14 protein-coding genes and 1 pseudogene are annotated in these 16572 nt (G+C 61.4%); 7 read left to right on the forward strand and 8 right to left on the reverse strand.

Translation table 11 applies throughout. The annotated features are described in order from the left end of the window. Positions 1 to 68: 68 nt before the first annotated feature. Entirely contained in the window at positions 69 to 737 is a 669-nt protein-coding gene (locus K426_RS28720; RefSeq protein WP_066564817.1) for a ParA family protein, read from the forward strand. Further along, positions 730 to 1017 carry a ribbon-helix-helix domain-containing protein gene (locus K426_RS28725; protein ID WP_021238836.1) on the forward strand — a complete coding sequence of 96 codons (288 nt, stop codon included), beginning with the start codon at positions 730 to 732 and terminating at the stop codon, positions 1015 to 1017. The genes K426_RS28720 and K426_RS28725 overlap by 8 nt, the downstream gene beginning before the upstream one ends. 32 nt (positions 1018 to 1049) lie before the next feature. Here K426_RS28725 and K426_RS28730 read toward each other — a convergent pair whose 3' ends face one another. The 3 genes from K426_RS28730 to K426_RS28740 all read right to left on the reverse strand — a co-directional run bounded on the left by K426_RS28730 (position 1050) and on the right by K426_RS28740 (position 3267). Further along, on the reverse strand, positions 1050 to 2105 hold the full coding sequence (locus K426_RS28730) for a replication initiator protein A (RefSeq protein ID WP_030092293.1): 1056 nt from the start codon (positions 2103 to 2105) through the stop codon (positions 1050 to 1052). A gap of 582 nt (positions 2106 to 2687) precedes the next feature. Beyond that, entirely contained in the window at positions 2688 to 2924 is a 237-nt protein-coding gene (locus K426_RS28735) for a conjugal transfer protein TraD (RefSeq protein ID WP_021238840.1), read from the reverse strand. Between the two features lie 94 nt (positions 2925 to 3018). Continuing rightward, the gene (locus K426_RS28740) at positions 3019 to 3267 is read right to left on the reverse strand and encodes a conjugal transfer protein TraD (protein WP_030092294.1); all 249 of its coding nucleotides are present in this window, start codon (positions 3265 to 3267) and stop codon (positions 3019 to 3021) included. Positions 3268 to 3441: 174 nt separating this feature from the next. On the opposite strand from K426_RS28740, the gene traA reads away from it, so the two are divergent. Further along, complete coding sequence (gene traA / locus K426_RS28745) at positions 3442 to 5541, forward strand: Ti-type conjugative transfer relaxase TraA (RefSeq protein WP_237230237.1); 2100 nt, start codon at positions 3442 to 3444, stop codon at positions 5539 to 5541. A 66-nt stretch (positions 5542 to 5607) separates the two neighbouring features. On the opposite strand, the gene K426_RS28750 is transcribed toward traA, so the two are convergent. Further along, the gene (locus K426_RS28750; RefSeq protein ID WP_006953933.1) at positions 5608 to 6474 is read right to left on the reverse strand and encodes a recombinase family protein; all 867 of its coding nucleotides are present in this window, start codon (positions 6472 to 6474) and stop codon (positions 5608 to 5610) included. 142 nt (positions 6475 to 6616) lie between these two features. Next, positions 6617 to 9526 carry a Tn3 family transposase gene (locus K426_RS28755; RefSeq protein ID WP_021224283.1) on the reverse strand — a complete coding sequence of 970 codons (2910 nt, stop codon included), beginning with the start codon at positions 9524 to 9526 and terminating at the stop codon, positions 6617 to 6619. Positions 9527 to 9649: 123 nt separating this feature from the next. Here K426_RS28755 and K426_RS28760 point away from each other — a divergent pair. From K426_RS28760 to K426_RS28775, 4 genes and pseudogenes are all read left to right on the forward strand, one after another. Then, positions 9650 to 10645: pseudogene (locus tag K426_RS28760) on the forward strand (Ti-type conjugative transfer relaxase TraA); the annotation flags it as partial. 9 nt (positions 10646 to 10654) lie between these two features. Beyond that, positions 10655 to 11356: a DUF6118 family protein gene (locus K426_RS28765; RefSeq protein WP_021238843.1), complete on the forward strand. Its 702-nt coding sequence runs from the start codon at positions 10655 to 10657 to the stop codon at positions 11354 to 11356. Between the two features lie 20 nt (positions 11357 to 11376). Beyond that, positions 11377 to 11754 (forward strand): hypothetical protein, encoded by a 378-nt coding sequence (locus K426_RS28770; RefSeq protein WP_145907854.1) that lies wholly within the window; start codon positions 11377 to 11379, stop codon positions 11752 to 11754. 50 nt (positions 11755 to 11804) lie between these two features. After that, complete coding sequence (locus tag K426_RS28775) at positions 11805 to 12077, forward strand: WGR domain-containing protein (protein ID WP_021238845.1); 273 nt, start codon at positions 11805 to 11807, stop codon at positions 12075 to 12077. Between the two features lie 62 nt (positions 12078 to 12139). Here K426_RS28775 and K426_RS28780 read toward each other — a convergent pair whose 3' ends face one another. From K426_RS28780 to K426_RS28790, 3 genes are all read right to left on the reverse strand, one after another. Then, positions 12140 to 12418: a BrnA antitoxin family protein gene (locus K426_RS28780; protein ID WP_021317602.1), complete on the reverse strand. Its 279-nt coding sequence runs from the start codon at positions 12416 to 12418 to the stop codon at positions 12140 to 12142. 191 nt (positions 12419 to 12609) lie between these two features. Next, positions 12610 to 13620 (reverse strand): autotransporter outer membrane beta-barrel domain-containing protein, encoded by a 1011-nt coding sequence (locus K426_RS28785; RefSeq protein WP_066564820.1) that lies wholly within the window; start codon positions 13618 to 13620, stop codon positions 12610 to 12612. A 37-nt stretch (positions 13621 to 13657) separates the two neighbouring features. Then, a complete protein-coding gene (locus K426_RS28790; RefSeq protein ID WP_066553494.1) occupies positions 13658 to 16549 on the reverse strand; it encodes a Tn3 family transposase in 2892 nt (963 codons plus the stop codon). Positions 16550 to 16572 lie beyond the last annotated feature (23 nt).

The following is a 16572-nucleotide window of genomic DNA, read 5'->3' on the forward strand; positions in this document are numbered from 1 at the left end:
TCCTGAATGTTGACGCGCCGCTTCAAATCGGCAAACTATCAATAATTCATCCCTGAAAGTTTGCAAACATGAAAATTATCACGATTGCAGCGCAGAAAGGCGGTGCAGGAAAAACAACCCTGGCCGTTAATCTAGCTGTTGCCGCCCAGGCCGGAGGGATCAAAACTGCTCTGATCGACCTCGATCCGCAGGAAAGCGCAACCGCGTGGAGCGAGAGGCGAACAGCTGAACTGCCCCACGTCGAACCATTAAGCGCCCGTAGATTATCTCCCTGGATCAATGCAGCTGAAGCCGAAGGCTTTGCGCTGGCGATCATCGACACACCGCCTGCGGCAGGCGCAGAAGCAGCAGAGGCCGTGCAGCGTTCGGATATGGTTTTGATACCATGCCGACCTTCCCTGATCGACCTAGAGGCAATCAAACGCACCGCGCAGCTTATCACAGCGACCGGCAAGCAGGCCTTCGTCGTCCTGAATGGCGCACCGCCAACCGCCACTGCCTTGTTAGACGATGCTCGCACGTTGGCCGAGGCAACCGGCTTACAGGTTGCCCGCGCGGTAATCCGTGAGCGTAGTAGCTTTCGAGCTGCGTGGCCGTATGGCCTAGGCGTGATTGAGCATGAGCCGGAAGGGAAGGCCGCATTAGAGATTGCAGCTTTGCGAGATTTCATATTTGAATATTTGCAAATTATCAAACCGTCACATGTGAAGACGAAAGGTAAGGCTGCACATGGCTAGAAAATCCCTATTATCCGCCGCTATCGAGCGGCCGCAGGCCGAGGCTAACGAAAACACTATCCCGCAGCCTGTGGCAGATGCTGTACGGGCAGAGGCCAAGCGACCTAACAGTAACGCAGGCAAGTATCACTTGGGCGGCTATTTCGATCAGGATGATCCGACCGCTGAAGCCTTCCGCGTATTGGCTGCAAAGACCCGCCGCAAACAACAAGACTTATTGGGGGAGGCAATCAGCGACCTTGTGGCGAAGTATGATGCGCGAGCTAAATTCGGGTCATGACAAAACGCATCCGCGATCCCATGCTGGCACTGCTAGCGCAATGGATTACGTTCGTGTCGCTTTTTGCACCAGCCTAGAAAGGCAGCATCCGCATTCTTGAGGGGTTGCTGCCCCTTGTCATCCCAGAAGGCGAGATAATCACCCTTGAGCGCGTAAACATCATATCCTGGCGCGACCGTGCGGGCCTTTTCCAGGGCCTGGTTGGAGATCATAGGGAACAGCGTTTCTTGGGGCAGGGCCTTTCCCGCGCGGGGCGTGAAAGTCACCTGATCGCGGGTGTTGTCAAAGCTCAGCGCATAGTCCGGAAAATGACCATGGGCATCGTCCTGGTCCACAATTGTCTTGATGAGACGCCGAAACTCAAAGTCGGTCGATTTGGACCCGCATTTGCGTTGCAGCGTATCCAGACCGAATTTGACAGCTTTGCCCGGCCACCCGCAATGCTTGCGGGCAATCTCGTATAGCCGCCTTTCCAGCGGCTTCCGTAGCCGAAAATATTGGCGGTTCAGGGTCAGCACTTCATTGGAACGGATCGCGTTGAACACCCAATCCGATAGCCGCACCTCGACCTCTTGCATCCGGCCTTCTCGCGTTTCGCGCATGATCCTCACACGATCGATCAGGCTGAAAATATCCAGCGCCTCAGTCCCACCAGTCAGGATATTGGTTTCAATTTGCGTTCCCTGAAGGCGTTTAAAGGCGCTGCGTAGCTGCTCATAGCCCCGGCCATCAGTTCCCCGATTGGTCGCCACCAATAGGTCATAGGCCTTGAAGCGCACGACCTGGTTGACTGGCTGTCCGGAGTTTAGCGCCGCCATGAGCTGGCTGATGCAATAGATCAGCACATCCCGGTCGTGAACTGTCGCCAGCCCCAGCTCGCCGGGAGACACGCGAACGAAGGTGGAGCCGTTGCGATATTCCCGCGCGGTCAGATCAGGCTTGGTGGAGATGCTGAATAAGGGATGCTCCATCGAGGCCATGTCCCCTTTGGGAGCGGCATCGAAAACGTCGCATACGAAAAAGTCCTGCTGAGGATAACGATCCGGTAGGAGAGGGGAGCGATCATCTGGATTCGTGTTATCACCCATAGCTGATACCTATCGTGTTTTCACCCATGGACCAATAGGCTTCGTGCTTTCACTCATTGAGCTGTGGACAACCCCTGTTTTCCTTTCGTGTTATCACCCATGATCTTTCGTGTTATCACCCATGATCTTTCGTGTTATCACCCATGAGAGTATTTTATAACTAACTGATTCAAAACAGAAAATCGGCACTTTATTTCAGCGTAACACAGATTCTAACACAATATAACACAAGGGCATTTTGGGAAAGCGAGGTGCGTTCCCCCACAGTAAAGCAAGGCAAGCGGAATTGGCCTAACGGCCAATGCGCTGTTTGGTGCGTGACGGCGATGCCGTCACAGGGCGACCTGCGGTCGCTGGGCTTCCGAGGGGGAAGTGGGGCGGGCGCAGCGTCCAATCGGACCCTAGCGCCTTGTGGAGGGGGCAGGGGCCGGCCAGGAGGCGAGGATTGGGCCTTCTCCCTTCCGCTGCACCCTTAGTTCCGATCGCGTGCCCTGTGGCCGCTCAGCCGGGAGCGCATGGCCGCTGTCGTCGTCGGTCAGCGCCCACATATCCTTGCCCGCGAAGCACCAGACCGAAACAGCGTCATCCGTCATTGTCCAACCTCTCAGGCGAGACCGCCTCCGCATCGAACGCCCGCTTGCCGCGCCGCTTCCAGAGCGCCAGCACGTCGCCGGCATCATCGCCTCGGGCGCGGGCCGCGCAATCCAGTAGAGCGCCGTAGAGGGTGGCGCGATCGTCGTCGGCGAGATCGACCAGGCCGGCTTTCTGGACGAGGCCGCCCAGTTCTATGAGATGGCGGGTTCGTTCGCGGCGTTGCACGACCCATCCTCTCGTATCGGTGCGGCGCGCGGCGGCTTCAACGCGGCGTAGCGCTTGCCCGGTTCGCGCCATCGCCTTGGCGGTCGCCGCGACATTATCCGCGAGCTTTCTTCCCGCGCCGCTGAAAGAAGGCGGAACCTTTCGCGCGCCACGCCTCCTTTTCTTCCGTGCTGGCCGATTCCACAGCGGCAAGCAGTGCGCCCGCCAGCGTATCGAGATCGAGCGCATCGGCTCCGGTGGACGTGACAAGCTCGCCAAGCTGCTGGACCTTCTTCACCTTCAACGCCCTGGCCTTGTCGCCAAGGGCTTTCAGCTCCGCGTCATAGTCGCGCGTTTTGCGCATCATTCTCTCCCTCGTGCCCGAAAACTGAAGCCGCAGGATAGCATGATCGCGCGCGCGAGGAACCGTTCCGAACAAAAAATGCGGCGAAGTCAATCACAGGAACGACAGGGAGTGTGAGTGCGCGCTTATACGTCGTTGCCGACGTGCGCTAAGAAAGGCAGTATAGCGGCCGTCATGGCGATCTACCATTTCTCAGCCAAGGTCATCAGCCGCGCCAATGGATCGAGCGCGGTTGCATCGGCCGCCTATCGTTCGGCGTCCGAGCTGCACGATGACCGACTCGGGCGTATCCAAGATTTCTCGAACAAGGCCGGTGTCGTCCATTCGGAAATCATGCTGCCCGAGGGTGCGCCGGAGCGTTTAAACGATCGCGCGACCTTGTGGAACGAGGTCGAGGCCGGCGAGAAACGCAAGGACGCGCAGCTTGCCCGCGAGGTTGAGTTTTCAATTCCGCGCGAAATGAATCAGGCGCAGGGCGTCGAGCTGGCGCGCGATTTCGTGAACAAGCAGTTCGTCGAACGCGGCATGGTCGCGGACCTCAATGTGCATTGGGACATGGGCAAGGACGGCCAGCCCAAGCCGCACGCGCACGTCATGCTGTCGATGCGCGAGGTAGGGCCGGAGGGGTTCGGCCAGAAGGTGCGCGAGTGGAACAGCGCCGAGCTTTTGAAAGGGTGGCGCGAGGCATGGGCCGATCATGTCAACGAACGGCTTGCGTCGCTCGATATTGATGCGCGGATCGACCATCGCACATTAGCGGCGCAGGGGATCGAGCTTGAGCCGCAGCACAAGATCGGGCCGGCAGCATCGCGGATGCCCGAACAGGGGCTTGAGGCCGAGCGGGTCGAGGACCATGCCCGGATCGCGCGCGCGAATGGCGAGAAGATCATTGCCGAGCCGGGGATCGCATTGGACGCGATCACGCGGCAACAGGCGACGTTCACCACCCGCGACCTGGCGATGTTCGTCCATCGGCACAGCGACGGCAAGGACCAGTTCGATTCCGCTATGAGCGCGGTGAAGGCGTCGCCCGAGCTGGTGGGGCTGGGGCAGGACGGGAAAGGGCAGGAGCGGTTCACCTCGCGCGAGATGATCGCGGTCGAGCAGCGGCTTGAGCGGGCCGCTGACAGGCTTGCAGAGCGGGGAGGGCATGGTCTCCCGGCAGCGGCCGTTAGGGGGGTGGCCGCTACCGGGAGTGATAGCCTGGTGCTGGGAACCCAGCAGGAAGCCGCGTTGGCGCATATCACCAGCCGGAACGATCTTTCAATCGTGGTCGGCTATGCCGGCACCGGCAAGTCGGCCATGCTGGGCGTGGCGCGCGACGAATGGGAGCGCGCCGGCTACACGGTGCGCGGTGCCGCCCTGTCGGGGATCGCGGCCGAGGGGCTGGAAGGCGGATCGGGCATCGCCTCGCGCACGATCGCCAGCCTCGAATATCAGTGGGGGCAGGGCCGCGAGCAGCTCGGGCCGCGCGACGTGCTGGTGATCGACGAGGCCGGGATGATCGGCACGCGCCAGATGGAGCGCGTGCTTGGCGAAGCCGAACGGGCCGGGGCCAAGGTCGTGCTTGTCGGCGATGCCGAGCAGTTGCAGGCGATCGAGGCGGGTGCCGCGTTCCGGGCGCTGGCCGAGCGGCACGGTGCCGCCGAGATCAGCGAGATACGCCGACAGCATGAGGATTGGCAGAAGGACGCCACGCGGGCGCTGGCGACCGGCAGGACCGGCGAGGCGATCCATGCCTATGAGCGTCATGGGATGGTCGAGGCGGCCGACACGCGCGAGCAGGCGCGTGCCGAGCTGGTGGACGGTTGGGACGCGCAGCGCCTTGCCGATCCGGACAAGAGCCGGATCATCCTCACCCACACCAATGCCGAGGTTCGCGATTTGAACCTGGCCGCGCGCGCACGCTTGCGTGACTCGGCTGCGCTTGGTCCCGACGTGGAGGTGAAGGCCGAGCGGGGCGCGCGGGAGTTCGCCAGCGGCGACCGCATCATGTTCCTCAAGAACGAGCGCGGGCTTGGGGTGAAGAACGGCACGCTGGGTAAGGTCGAGCGGGTTACGCCAGAGCATATGGCGGTCCGGCTCGACGACGGTCGATCGGTCGCGTTCGACCTGAAAGACTATGCCCATGTCGATCATGGCTATGCGGCGACCATCCATAAATCGCAGGGCGTGACGGTCGATCGGGCGCACGTCCTCGCCACCCCCGGCATGGACCGCCATTCGGCTTATGTCGGCTTGTCGCGACACCGTGACGGGGTGCAGCTCCATTAGGCCCAGTCGGCCCGAAGCTGCGATTTTGGCCAGGTTGAAGAACGAACACTGAACGCTTGATTGATTCTACCAGGACCGTTGCTGACCACCGACCTCGTAGATATCGGCTTCCATGGAGCAATTGTAGCTCTCTGCGATGTTGAACATCTCGGAGAGGAGGCTTTGGATTTCCTCATCAAGGGAAATGCCATCCGGATCGGGGTCATAGGCGACGGTCAGTTTGTAATCACAATTGCCGTTTTTTACCATGGCGTAGTCGCGTTCCAGCATCGCCTCAATCCGCTCCCGAGCGGGTTTTCTACCTCTTCCACGCTTGTTGAAGTTCTCGATAATCAGATGCAGGGCGATGCTGGCAGTGGGCGGCTTTTCCGGCAGTTTGGTCTGTGACGGAATAATGTCGAGCGCCCGATAGACGGTCATTCGTGAGACCTTCAGGTCGCGGGCAACGCGGGCCTTGCTGGCGCCGGCGGCAAGGCGACGGCGGATTTCATCGTCATCGACGTTCTTCTTCCGGCCTTTGTAAACGCCTTCGGCGCGCGCCGCTTCGATCCCGGCGCGCTGACGATCCTTGATGAACTTCAGCTCCATATCGGCGACCATGCCGAGTATGGTGATGACCATTCGCCCCATGTCGCCCGCCGTCGTCACCTCTGGCTCAAGGATGCGCAGCGAAGCTCCCTTTTCATCAAGCTCATGCACCAGGTTCAGGACATCGCGCGTGGAGCGGCCGAGCCGGTCGAGCCGCAGCACGACCAGCTCGTCGCCGGTGTGCATAAACTGCATGATCGTTTCCAGTTCCGTGCGCCCGCTCCGCGAGGCCCCCGATCCGGTCTCGGAACGGATAATTTCGCAACCTGCATTCTTGAGGCGGCCAATCTGGATATCCAGATCCTGGTCCGTGGTGCTGACGCGGGCATATCCGATACGAGCCAAGTGCAAAATCCGTCACATTAGGGTGGCTCTTGCAGTGTATCGTCACATTGAGCGCAAACCCACCCTTTTGTGACAGACGAATGGTGTCACTCGGCCCTATCACTCTGGGGTGTACCCAAATGTTATAGGCCGATCAGCCGCCTCACGCTGCAAGCCGTCCAAAATCAATCCGGTCGTTCAGGTCGAGGTCGAAGCGGCCATAAGGGTTCACATGACTGTAGATCAACGGCGTGAGACCACGATAATCTTCCGGCGTCATCCGCCCCGCCCACTTCGGCTCAACCAGTACGGTCTGAAGCATGCGGGTGTTCACATACACCAGCGACGCTTGCAGGAGGTGTAGCGCCAGAACGGAGATTTCCTGCTCATGGATGCGGTTGGTGGCGATCTCGCCGCCCTTGCCGAAGAACACGAAACCATTAGCGCCGTTCCAGTTCTCAACCACATTCAGCCCTTCGTGGATCTCGCGGCGGAATGCCTCCTGACGCAAATACCGGCATAGGAAGATTGTTTTGACCGCGCGGCCGAGTTCACTCAGCGCCTTGTAGGTCGGGTGCATCACTTCGGCTCTGGCAAACCGGAGCAGGATCGCTTCCGGATCGGCGGTGCGCGATTGCATGGCAGCGGCATATTTGACCATTTCGTCATATTGTTGCTCGATCTCGTCCCAGTCGATCGGGCTGGAGAGGATCGGCAGTAAATTGGAAAGCCGCGTGCGCATGCCGGCTTGGGGAAGGGCCAGTTTCTGGCGTGCCACTGCTTTCAGCCGCGGGGCAAGCTCAAATCCAAGGAGTCGGCAGAACGCAAAGCCGACTGCGCTCTGGCCGTGGCTATCGACGTACTGGCGCTGGATTTCCATGTCGGTGCAATGGCGTAGCACGCCTTCGATCATGGAGGCGACCTCCGAGGAAGAGCACCGCTTGAGCTGGGAATAAACGCAGGTCGCGCGCTTCTCCACATGCCAGTAGATCATGACGCCACGGCCGCCATAGCGGGCGTGCCATTCCGTCATCAGGTTGCGGTCCCACGCGCCGAACTTCGTTGAATCGGACGCGCATGCCGTGCCCGCATCTCCCCATACTGCGGCATTGCGGATTGCCAGTGTCGCGTTTGCTACCCGCGCGCACGCCTCCCTCAGCGCTGGCGCGTGGATGAAACGGCGATGGACATGCAGCAATTCCTCGTAACTGACATCGGGTGTTGCGCCAGCGACCCGCTTGAGCCCGGCGTTCGTGCCCAAGCCATAGAGACACAGCAAAAGACGCTGAGCCAAGGCTGCTTTCGACAGGGTAACCCGCGAGGCCGACGTTTCGAAAGCATCCATCAATCCCGTGTCCAGAGCAGCCTCTTTCAACACGTCCAGCAGTCCGGTCATCGGCCAGCGCTGACCGATCTCGCTTTTGATCGAAGCGAGACCCTTCGGTTCGGGCAAGGGCTTGAACGGTGTAATCGATATCCGGTTGTCGCCGCGCCACAGGAGCCGGACCTTGTCGTTTTGTGGAATATTGGCATTGAGGAGCAACAGTTCCCGTTCAAGCTCCTCCCGGATCGAGGCGCAAAACGCCTGCGCATCTGGCGTCAGGCTGAGGCCGGAATAGTACGCATCTCGCCTGATCTCGAAGTCCTTGGGAAGATCGTCATCGGGATTGCGATAGCGATCCGCCCCGACCACCCAGATTTCTTTGGAGCGGATGCGGTCGCGCAGTTGCGTCAGGACGCAAAGCTCATAGCTGATCCGGTTTACCCGCCCATCGTCATCAATGACGGAACTGCGCCATCGCGCTGGAATCACCTCATCGATCGGAACATCCTGCAATGGCACGAAGCGGCATCCGCCATCCACCTTGCTCCTGATCCAGTCGAGGGCCGCCAGGACCGGCCGCCACACCGCGTTGTTCGACCGGAACTCAAGTACGGAAAGCAGGCTTGGCAGCATGCGCCGGTAATGATTGGCCCAGGAACCACGCATCACCTTGTAGATGCGCCGGTCCAGAGCGCCCTTCGCATGGCTCTCCTTGACGATCGCCGCCAGCTTGGCCTTACCGGCGATCGGGAAAATGACATCGCAGATGCGCCCCGATGGTTCATTGATCGAGGCGCTGGCGATCTCGACCAGCAGGCGCTCCTTTCCATAGACCCGCTCGATGTCTTTCGCGATATCGCCCACCACCTTGCGTTTCGAGCGCGTTCCGATCTTGTGAACGGTTTCGATCAGCAGGTCGATCATCGCGTCAGTGAGTTGCGCCTCCCGCGACATTAGATAAATCGCATAAAGGCCGAGCTGTCGCGCCGGCGCATGCCGGCGCATCTCCGAGGCCTTTTCACCGGCAACGCGGCGAACAATCTGATCGACCCATGGCTTGCCCGTAGCCGTCAGGAGATCATGGGGAAGATCAAGTCTCTGGATAAAGGCGAGTTTCTCGGTCACGTCGAGAATGTTGTCGAGCGTTGCCTGTCCGGCGTCACCCTTCATCCTGTTGAATCCGGTCGAGCTGTCCGGATCGGCAAGCGAGGCTTCCAATAACGCCACCGCATCTGACGAAAGCCGATCACTGGCTCCGATCAGCCAGGTGTCCAGATAATCTTGCCGTTGTGAGCGAACGACACGTTCAAGCTCCTTGCGCGACGGCCCATAAATACGCCGGTCCCGGCACCACAGGAAAACATGCTCAAGCATGGCATTGATCGACTGGCCGCCCGGGCACAGCTCGCCAGCAATCCATTCCGTCAATTGCGCGCGATCCACCCGCTTCATGCGGTGATATCCAAGATGGATCAGGATCTCCGCACAATGCCGTCGTGCTGTCCGACTGGAAAAGTCATAACCGGCTATCTCGCCAGCCTCGACACCGAGTTGCTCGGCCAGATACGAGAGGCCATCGGTAGGGATTGAGCCGGGATCGATCGCGAAAAACCCCAGGGAAGCGAAGAATTTCAGCTGTGCGGCGAGGCCAAGGCGCGTCAGGGCCGGCTTCGAATTTACAAAATCAATATCGGCAAAGCTCAGGCTCCATCGTCCGATCAAATCCCCGCCCGGAATACTCCGATCCATCAACCCACTCCCTATGATGGAGCGAACTGTCCTCTTCTATGATTTCCATCGTCAATACCGAATGCCACGTTCCCAAAACGTTCTCCGACTTGGCCAAAATCGCAGCTTGGGGCCGACTGGGCCCATTACGGGCGCGACGACTTCGCCGATCAGCGCCAGCTTGTCCGCACCCTGTCGCGCGAGCGGTCGAAGGATATGGCGTCGGATTATCCGATGTATCGGGACCGCGACGCCGAGGTTCGTGACTTCGCCGATCGGCGCGGGTTGTCGGGCGAGATCCGCTTGCCGGATGCGCCCGAGAGGCAGGGGGTCGAGATCTTTGCGCCTCGCCGTGGATATTCGCGCGAAGTGCGTGAGGATCCACGGCCGATCAGCCGCGGCGATCAGGAGGCGAAGGCCGCGGGTGAGCGTCAGCCGCGGCGGGGCATGTTCGACGGATTCAAGCCGAAGCCGATCGAGCGACCCGCGCCGGGGCGTGTCCAGGGCGAGAAACCCAAGCGCGGCATGTTCGACGGGTTGAAGCTCGACGCGACGCCGGCGACGCCTTCGCCCGCGCGGGCCGATCGCGGCGAGGACCGCGCCTTCGCGCGCGCTGTCGAGCGGACCTCGCGCTCGGCCGAGGTGGTGTTGCAGGCGCGGGCATCGGGTGCGCCGATCCTTGAGCATCAGAAGGTCGCGCTCGAGCGCGCGATCCATGCGCTCGATACGCTCCGGCCGGGGGCTTCGGACGATATGACGGAGGCGATGAAGCGCAATCCTGAATTGCTGCGCGAAGCGGCGGCGGGGCGCAGCGGCCCGATGATCGAGGCGATGGCCCGAGAAGCCCGCGTGCGCGTCGATCCGGCTTTGCGCGCCGATCGGTTCGTGGAACGCTGGCAGGGCCTCAGCGCCGATCGGGACCGCCTCTATCGCGCCGGCGACATGTCGGGCCGGGAAAAGGCGGGGCAGGAAATGGCGGGCATGGCGAAAAGCCTTGAGCGCGATCCCCAGGTTGAATCGCTCCTGCGCGGCCGTAGTCGCGAGTTGGGGCTTGAGAGGGGCATCAACCAGAGCCGTGAGCTTGCCCGCGAGCTGACCCGCGATTTGGGGCTCGGCAGGGGCTTGGGGATGAGCCGGTAAGGAGAGGATATGGACGACGACCGCGAAGACATGGGCGAGGATGACGCGGCGCGGGCATTCGCCCAGCTTGGCCGCGAGGTGTCGTTGCTGCGCAGTGCCATCGAGGGACTGACGGCCGCGCGCGAGTCCATCGAGATACCCGATTATCAGCCGACGCTTGAGCGCACGGAGAAAATATTGGTGGCGCTCGCCCAGCGGATCGATCCCATCGCCAAAAGTCCGCTATTGTCGATGACCCCGGATTCCATGACGAGCCAGATCGCGACGGCGGCGAGCGGCGCGCGCCGCGAGGACGCGCGGCTTGTCGCCGAGGCACGCGCAGGGCTGGACAAGGCCGCCCGCGAGATCGGCAACCGGCTAGCATCCGCGCGCCGGGGCGACGAGCAGAACCGCTGGCTGGTGTGGGCCGGATTGGGCGGCGTGGTGTTGGGGATGTTGCTCTACGCCCTGGCGCAAATACCGCTCGCGCTTCTCGCGCCGACAAGCTGGCGCTGGCCCGAGCGCCTGGCGACGCGCGTTCTGGACGAGGGTAGCCCGTGGGAAGCAGGGCAACACCTGATGCAGACGGCCGCGCCCGAGAGCTGGGGCGTGATCGTCGCGGCGGCACCGCTCGCGGATGGCAACCGCGAGGCTATTCAGACGTGCCGCGAGAAGGCCGCCAAGGCCAAGAAGGCGGTGCGCTGCACGATCGACGTGAAGGCGGCGCAATAGGCATGGAGGTTTCGACCGAATTGGACCGAAATACTTTGGTGGCCTTGCTCGACCGGATGATACGCGCCGAGGCGCTTGGCGATGCCCCGCCCCAGGCCGAACGGGGCGACTGGATGTTCGGCAGCGTCGATCCCACCGAGTTCACCGAACCCGATGAGCATGGCTGGATGGCGATAGTACCGTCCTCCCTGCCCAGGATATGGATACCGCGCGCGCTGTGCTTCTGGCGCATGGTGGTGTCGATCGGTGGCACGATCAGCTTGGAGCAACTGGCGCATCCCGCCCATTCGTTGGCGCGATGGCCGGCGATCGAGCAGGCCGTGCGGTCGTATCTGGCGATTTCCGCCCCCGATCTCATCCTCATTGATTCAGCGCGTGAATCAGCGACGCGCCATTGAGTCAGATAAGTCGTCGGACTTCGCAAAGCTGATTTTGTAGGCTCCGCGCCATGTTCGGCGCGAACCTTCCTCTGCCTGATCCGATCGAGCTGGTGGCGCTCGACCCGGCCCGCAACATTCGCCGGCGCTACAGCATCACCGCCAGCCTCGACCTCTTTGGCATGATCGTCGTCGAAACCCGCTGGGGGCGGATCGGCGCGCGCGGTCAGGCGCAGGCCCGAGCCTTCGCCGATCGCGCGGCGGCCGAGCGGCATATCGCCGCGACCCTGAGCCGGCGCGATACCGCCGAGAGCCGGATCGGCGTCGCCTACCGTCCGCTATAGGCATCTCTAGCATTGACTTCGCCTCCCCCTGCAGGCGGAGGAATAAGGCACTTTGGAAGCGATCAGGCGCGAGTTTCCGTGATATAGAGACGAAGCACGCGATTGATCTCGGTCTGGTATCCTCGACCTTCCGCGTGATCCTTAAACCAGGCCACGACATCGGCGTCGAGCCGAAGCGTGACCGGCTTCTTGACGGGCTTGTAAAGGCCAGGTCGGCGCGCATGCAGCCAAGCCTCAGGGGAAGTCTCATGAGTATCGACAGTATCGATCTGATCATCCGGCAGTGAAGCCAGCTTGTTGAGTTGATCCTGCAACGCGGCCTCAAGGGGTTTCTTGCTCATATCGTCGTCTCTCGTGCTTTGTTACCTTGCAGGCGCTGACGATCGGGTTAAAAATCACCGTTTGGCTTTCGCTAAGCGTTGCTCAGCGTACCATCTATGGCCTTTCCTCGGATATTTAAGAACAAGGGGACGGAAGCGAGCTTCCATCCCCTTGGGTAACATCTACGTTAGTTCATTTTGGTCTTTGGGGGTCAGAACCGGACGTTGATGCCACCACGCGCTTCGGCACCCTTCTGAGAGCCACCGAAATTGAGACCGCCTTGGACAAAGACGCCGATGCGTTCTTTGAACAGTGCGCTGATTCCGCCGTCAATGGAGCCGAAGCCCTTCGGATCGACACCCTTCAGAGTGAATGGGCTTCCACCCGTCGCGAAGGCAAATTCACGGCTGCTGCCGACATCCCCCTGGAAGGTGTAGCTCAGCTTGCCGAAGGGACGGATGGAGACGTCGCCGCCATTGGACAGTTCTGCACCCAGGCGAACGCCCAGTTCAGGCACGAATACTGTCTTGGAGTCGCGTCCGGCAGTCAGGCCGATACCTGCTCCACCCTGTTCGGTGAAGCCACCCAGCGTCCAGTGACGTAGCGCCAGCTTGCCAAAGGGCAGGACAGTGACGCCCGAACCGGCCAGCACGTCATAACCCAGTTCGACATTGCCGTCCCACTGGCGACCCTTGAAGGATGCCGTGATCGTGCGATCAAGCACGGTCAGATCGCGGGTGACGTCGAAGTTGGAAAAGCCATAGACGAACTGTGCACCGGCCTGGATCGGTCCAAAGACATGCTTCCAGTTGACGCCGAGCGAGTAGGTCTTGGCTTTCGCCGTTTCTGGGGTGCCGCGAGCGGCAATGTCGTGTTCAGCATAGGCGAAGCCGATACCGAAGGTGCCATTGTCCGCATAACCCAGGTTCAGGCCGATCGCTCCGCCATAGCTGTTGTCACGAATCTTCGATGCGCCCGAATTCGTGTCGCCATAGCGGGCGAAGCGACCAACCGGATTGATCCACACGCCGTTGCTGCCAATGGCTGCTGCGGTCTCGAACGATTCGGTCAGGGCTGAATTCTGCTCGATCGCCGCCAGCGAACCATAGATTTCCGCCGATGACAGTTCATTGAACACCTGCGCCGCGCCCGCTTGGCTGAGACGCCAGTCGAGACCCGAGATGATGTTCGCGGCATCCTGCACCAGGCCGATCTCGCTCACCGTGGTGAAGGGGGCGTTTGCGGGAGGGGGCGAAAACCTACGCTAAGGATTTTGGCCAGCGATATTCGCCGGTGAGGTTGATGTGTTCCCAGCCCAGTGGTGAGACATGGGCGAGGAGATCGGGCGCGACGGCGGCGCCATTAGCGGCTCGGCTGCTGACGACCTCTCCGAGCTTCATCGTATTCCAGAAGATGATGATGGCGGCCAGCAGGTTCATGCCGGCGATGCGATAATGCTGACCTTCTCCCGATCGATCCCGGATTTCGCCGCGCCGATGGAAGCTGATCGCGCGCTTCAGCGCATGATGGGCTTCGCCTTTGTTGAGGCCGATCTGGGCTTGGCGCTGCAAGCCGGCGTCGAGAATCCAGTCGATCATGAACAGAGTCCGTTCGACACGGCCGACTTCCCGAAGAGCAAGGGCCAATTCATTCTGGCGAGGGTAGGAAGCCAGCTTGCGGAGAATCTGGCTGGGGGCGACCATGCCGGCGGCGATCGTGGCCATGACGCGAAGGATGTCGGGCCAGTTCCGCTCGATAAGCGGCTCTTTGATTTTCCCGCCGACCAGGCCCCGCACATTGGCTGGCGTCGCACCGGGGGTGAAGGCATAGAGCCTTTTTTGCGGTAGGTCGCGGATGCGCGGCGCGAACCTGTAGCCGAGAAGTGAGCAGGCGGCGAAGACGTGATCGGTAAAACCGCCGGTGTCAGCGAAATGCTGACGGACATGGCGGCCTGCGTCGTTCATGAGCAGCCCATCGAGAATATAGGGTGCCTCGCTGACGGTCGCCGGAATGACCTGGGTAGCAAACGGTGCATATTGATCGGAGACATGGCTGTATCCTTTCAGGCCTGGGATATTGCCGTATTTGGCGTTGACCATGTTCATCGCTTCGCCCTGCTCGGTGGCGAGGAAGAATTGTCCATCGCTGGAGGCGGAGTGCCCCTGTCCCCAGAATGCGGCCATGGGAAGCGTACCATGCGCCTCGACTATTATGGCAAGTGCCCGATCATAGGAACTGCCTTCGACATGCCAGCGTGCGATCCGCAGCAATTCCCAGAAACTGTGCGTGTTGGTCGCAGCCGCCATCTTGCGCAGGCCAAGATTGACGCCCTCCGCCAGCAGAACGTTCATCAGCCCTATCCGGTCCACGCAGGGCGCGCCGGTGCGCAAATGGGTGAAGGCTTCGGAAAATCCGGTCCGCTCATCGACTTCCAATAACAGGTCGGTAATCCTTGCGGGCGGAAGCTGCCGGTATAGATCGAGCACGAGATCCTCTGCACCTTCCGGCGTGTCGGCCTTGAGCTTGTCGATATGAAGCCTGCCATTCTCGATGATGCCGCCGGGGATCGCCCCGGCCCGGGCCGCACGACCCAGTTCCTTCAACCGTTCATCCAGTCGGGCCTTGCGTTCCGCCAGCCATTCATGCGGTCGCAGCGGCACGGTGAGGCGAGCGGTCTGTTCTATCAACTGGGCCGGGACCAGTATTTGCTTGAGGTCGGCATAGCGACGCGACCCCGCCAGCCATATGTCGCCGGACCGAAAGGCATCGCGGATATGGAACAGCACCGCGATCTCCCACAGCCGGTGGTCGCCGACGGGTTGAGCGCGAAGATGGCGATGCCATTTCGAGTTCGGGCGGAGGAAGTCGATTGGCGGCGCGGCTTTGATCCCGCGTTGCAGGATTGCGACTGCCGCCAAAAGGGGCGTGGCAATCGGCGCCGCCTGCATGTTGAGCAGGCGCAGCATCCGGGGTGCGTAGAGGCGGAAGCGGTGATAGCCGTCCAGCACGCGGCTGAGCGGATCGGCCGCAAGTACGTTGGTCAGTGCGGAGGCTGTGGCGACGAGGGTTCTGAACCGCTCCCAGCCAAGCCCCATGGCGATGATCCCGTCCAGCGCCGCGCCATCGTCCTGTGCCCCCAGCAATGCGCCGCCGATTTCGGCAAAGGATTTCAGCGTGTCCCGCACGGCCGCCTTTTCGTCGGCGATCCTGGTGCTGCAAAGGCGCTCGGACGCTCGATAGAGGCGACCGACGATGCGGTCATGGGTTTCCACGACGACATCGGCCAGCGATGCCCGCCATTCCAGCGCACACACCGCGAGGATCGCTAGCCGCCTTTCTTCGGGCAGGTCGCGCATACCATCTGCATAATAGCGCTCGCCCTGCCGGCGCAACCGGGCCACTCTGTGCGGCGGCACACCGGACACGAGGTCTGCGGGAAGATCGACGTCCTGGAGATATTCCAGTCGATCCATCAGCCGGTTGGCAGCGGCGGAGTTCGCGCCCACCTCAAATTGCCGCAGCCAGACAAACCGGGTAATACGGCCGTCCACCGTATCCTCCAGCAGGCAAGCCAATTGCTCGCCGAGGGCGGGCGAGATCCGTCCAGCGATACGCTCCTCAATGCGGCGCTCGGCATCGACCAATGCGTCGGCGCACAGCCGCTCGAACGTTGAGGGCGCCGGAAGAATCGTGCGGGTGCGGCGGCATTCCACGACAAAGCGGCGGGCGAGATCCTCGTTCGATGTTGCCGTCTCGGCCTCTCGCGCGATCCATTCACGCAGATCCCGCGCGCCGCGACCTGAAAAGGCCCGGTAGCCATAGATTCTGCGCAGGTCTGCCAGATGCTCGTGCCGCGTTTCCTCGCGCGTGGCATAGGGCAGCAGATCATCGCCACTCAGCCCGAGTTGGGCTGCGATAAAATCTGTCACTGGCGCCGGGATCACTTCGCCCGGTGCCAGCACCCGACCGGGAAAGCGTAGCACGCACAGTTGCAGTGCGAAGCCGAAACGGTTGTGGTCGCGACGACGCTGCCGGATATGCCCGAGATCCTCATCGCTGAGGGTGTAATGACGCAGCAACTCGCCCTGATCGACCGGCAAACGGAGTAGCGCGTCGCGCTGGCGATCGGTCAGGGTCACGCGACGGGGCATGCATGTTCCTTTTCTTTCCGACT

The organism is Sphingobium sp. TKS, assembly GCF_001563265.1.
Classification (GTDB): Bacteria; Pseudomonadota; Alphaproteobacteria; order Sphingomonadales; family Sphingomonadaceae; genus Sphingobium.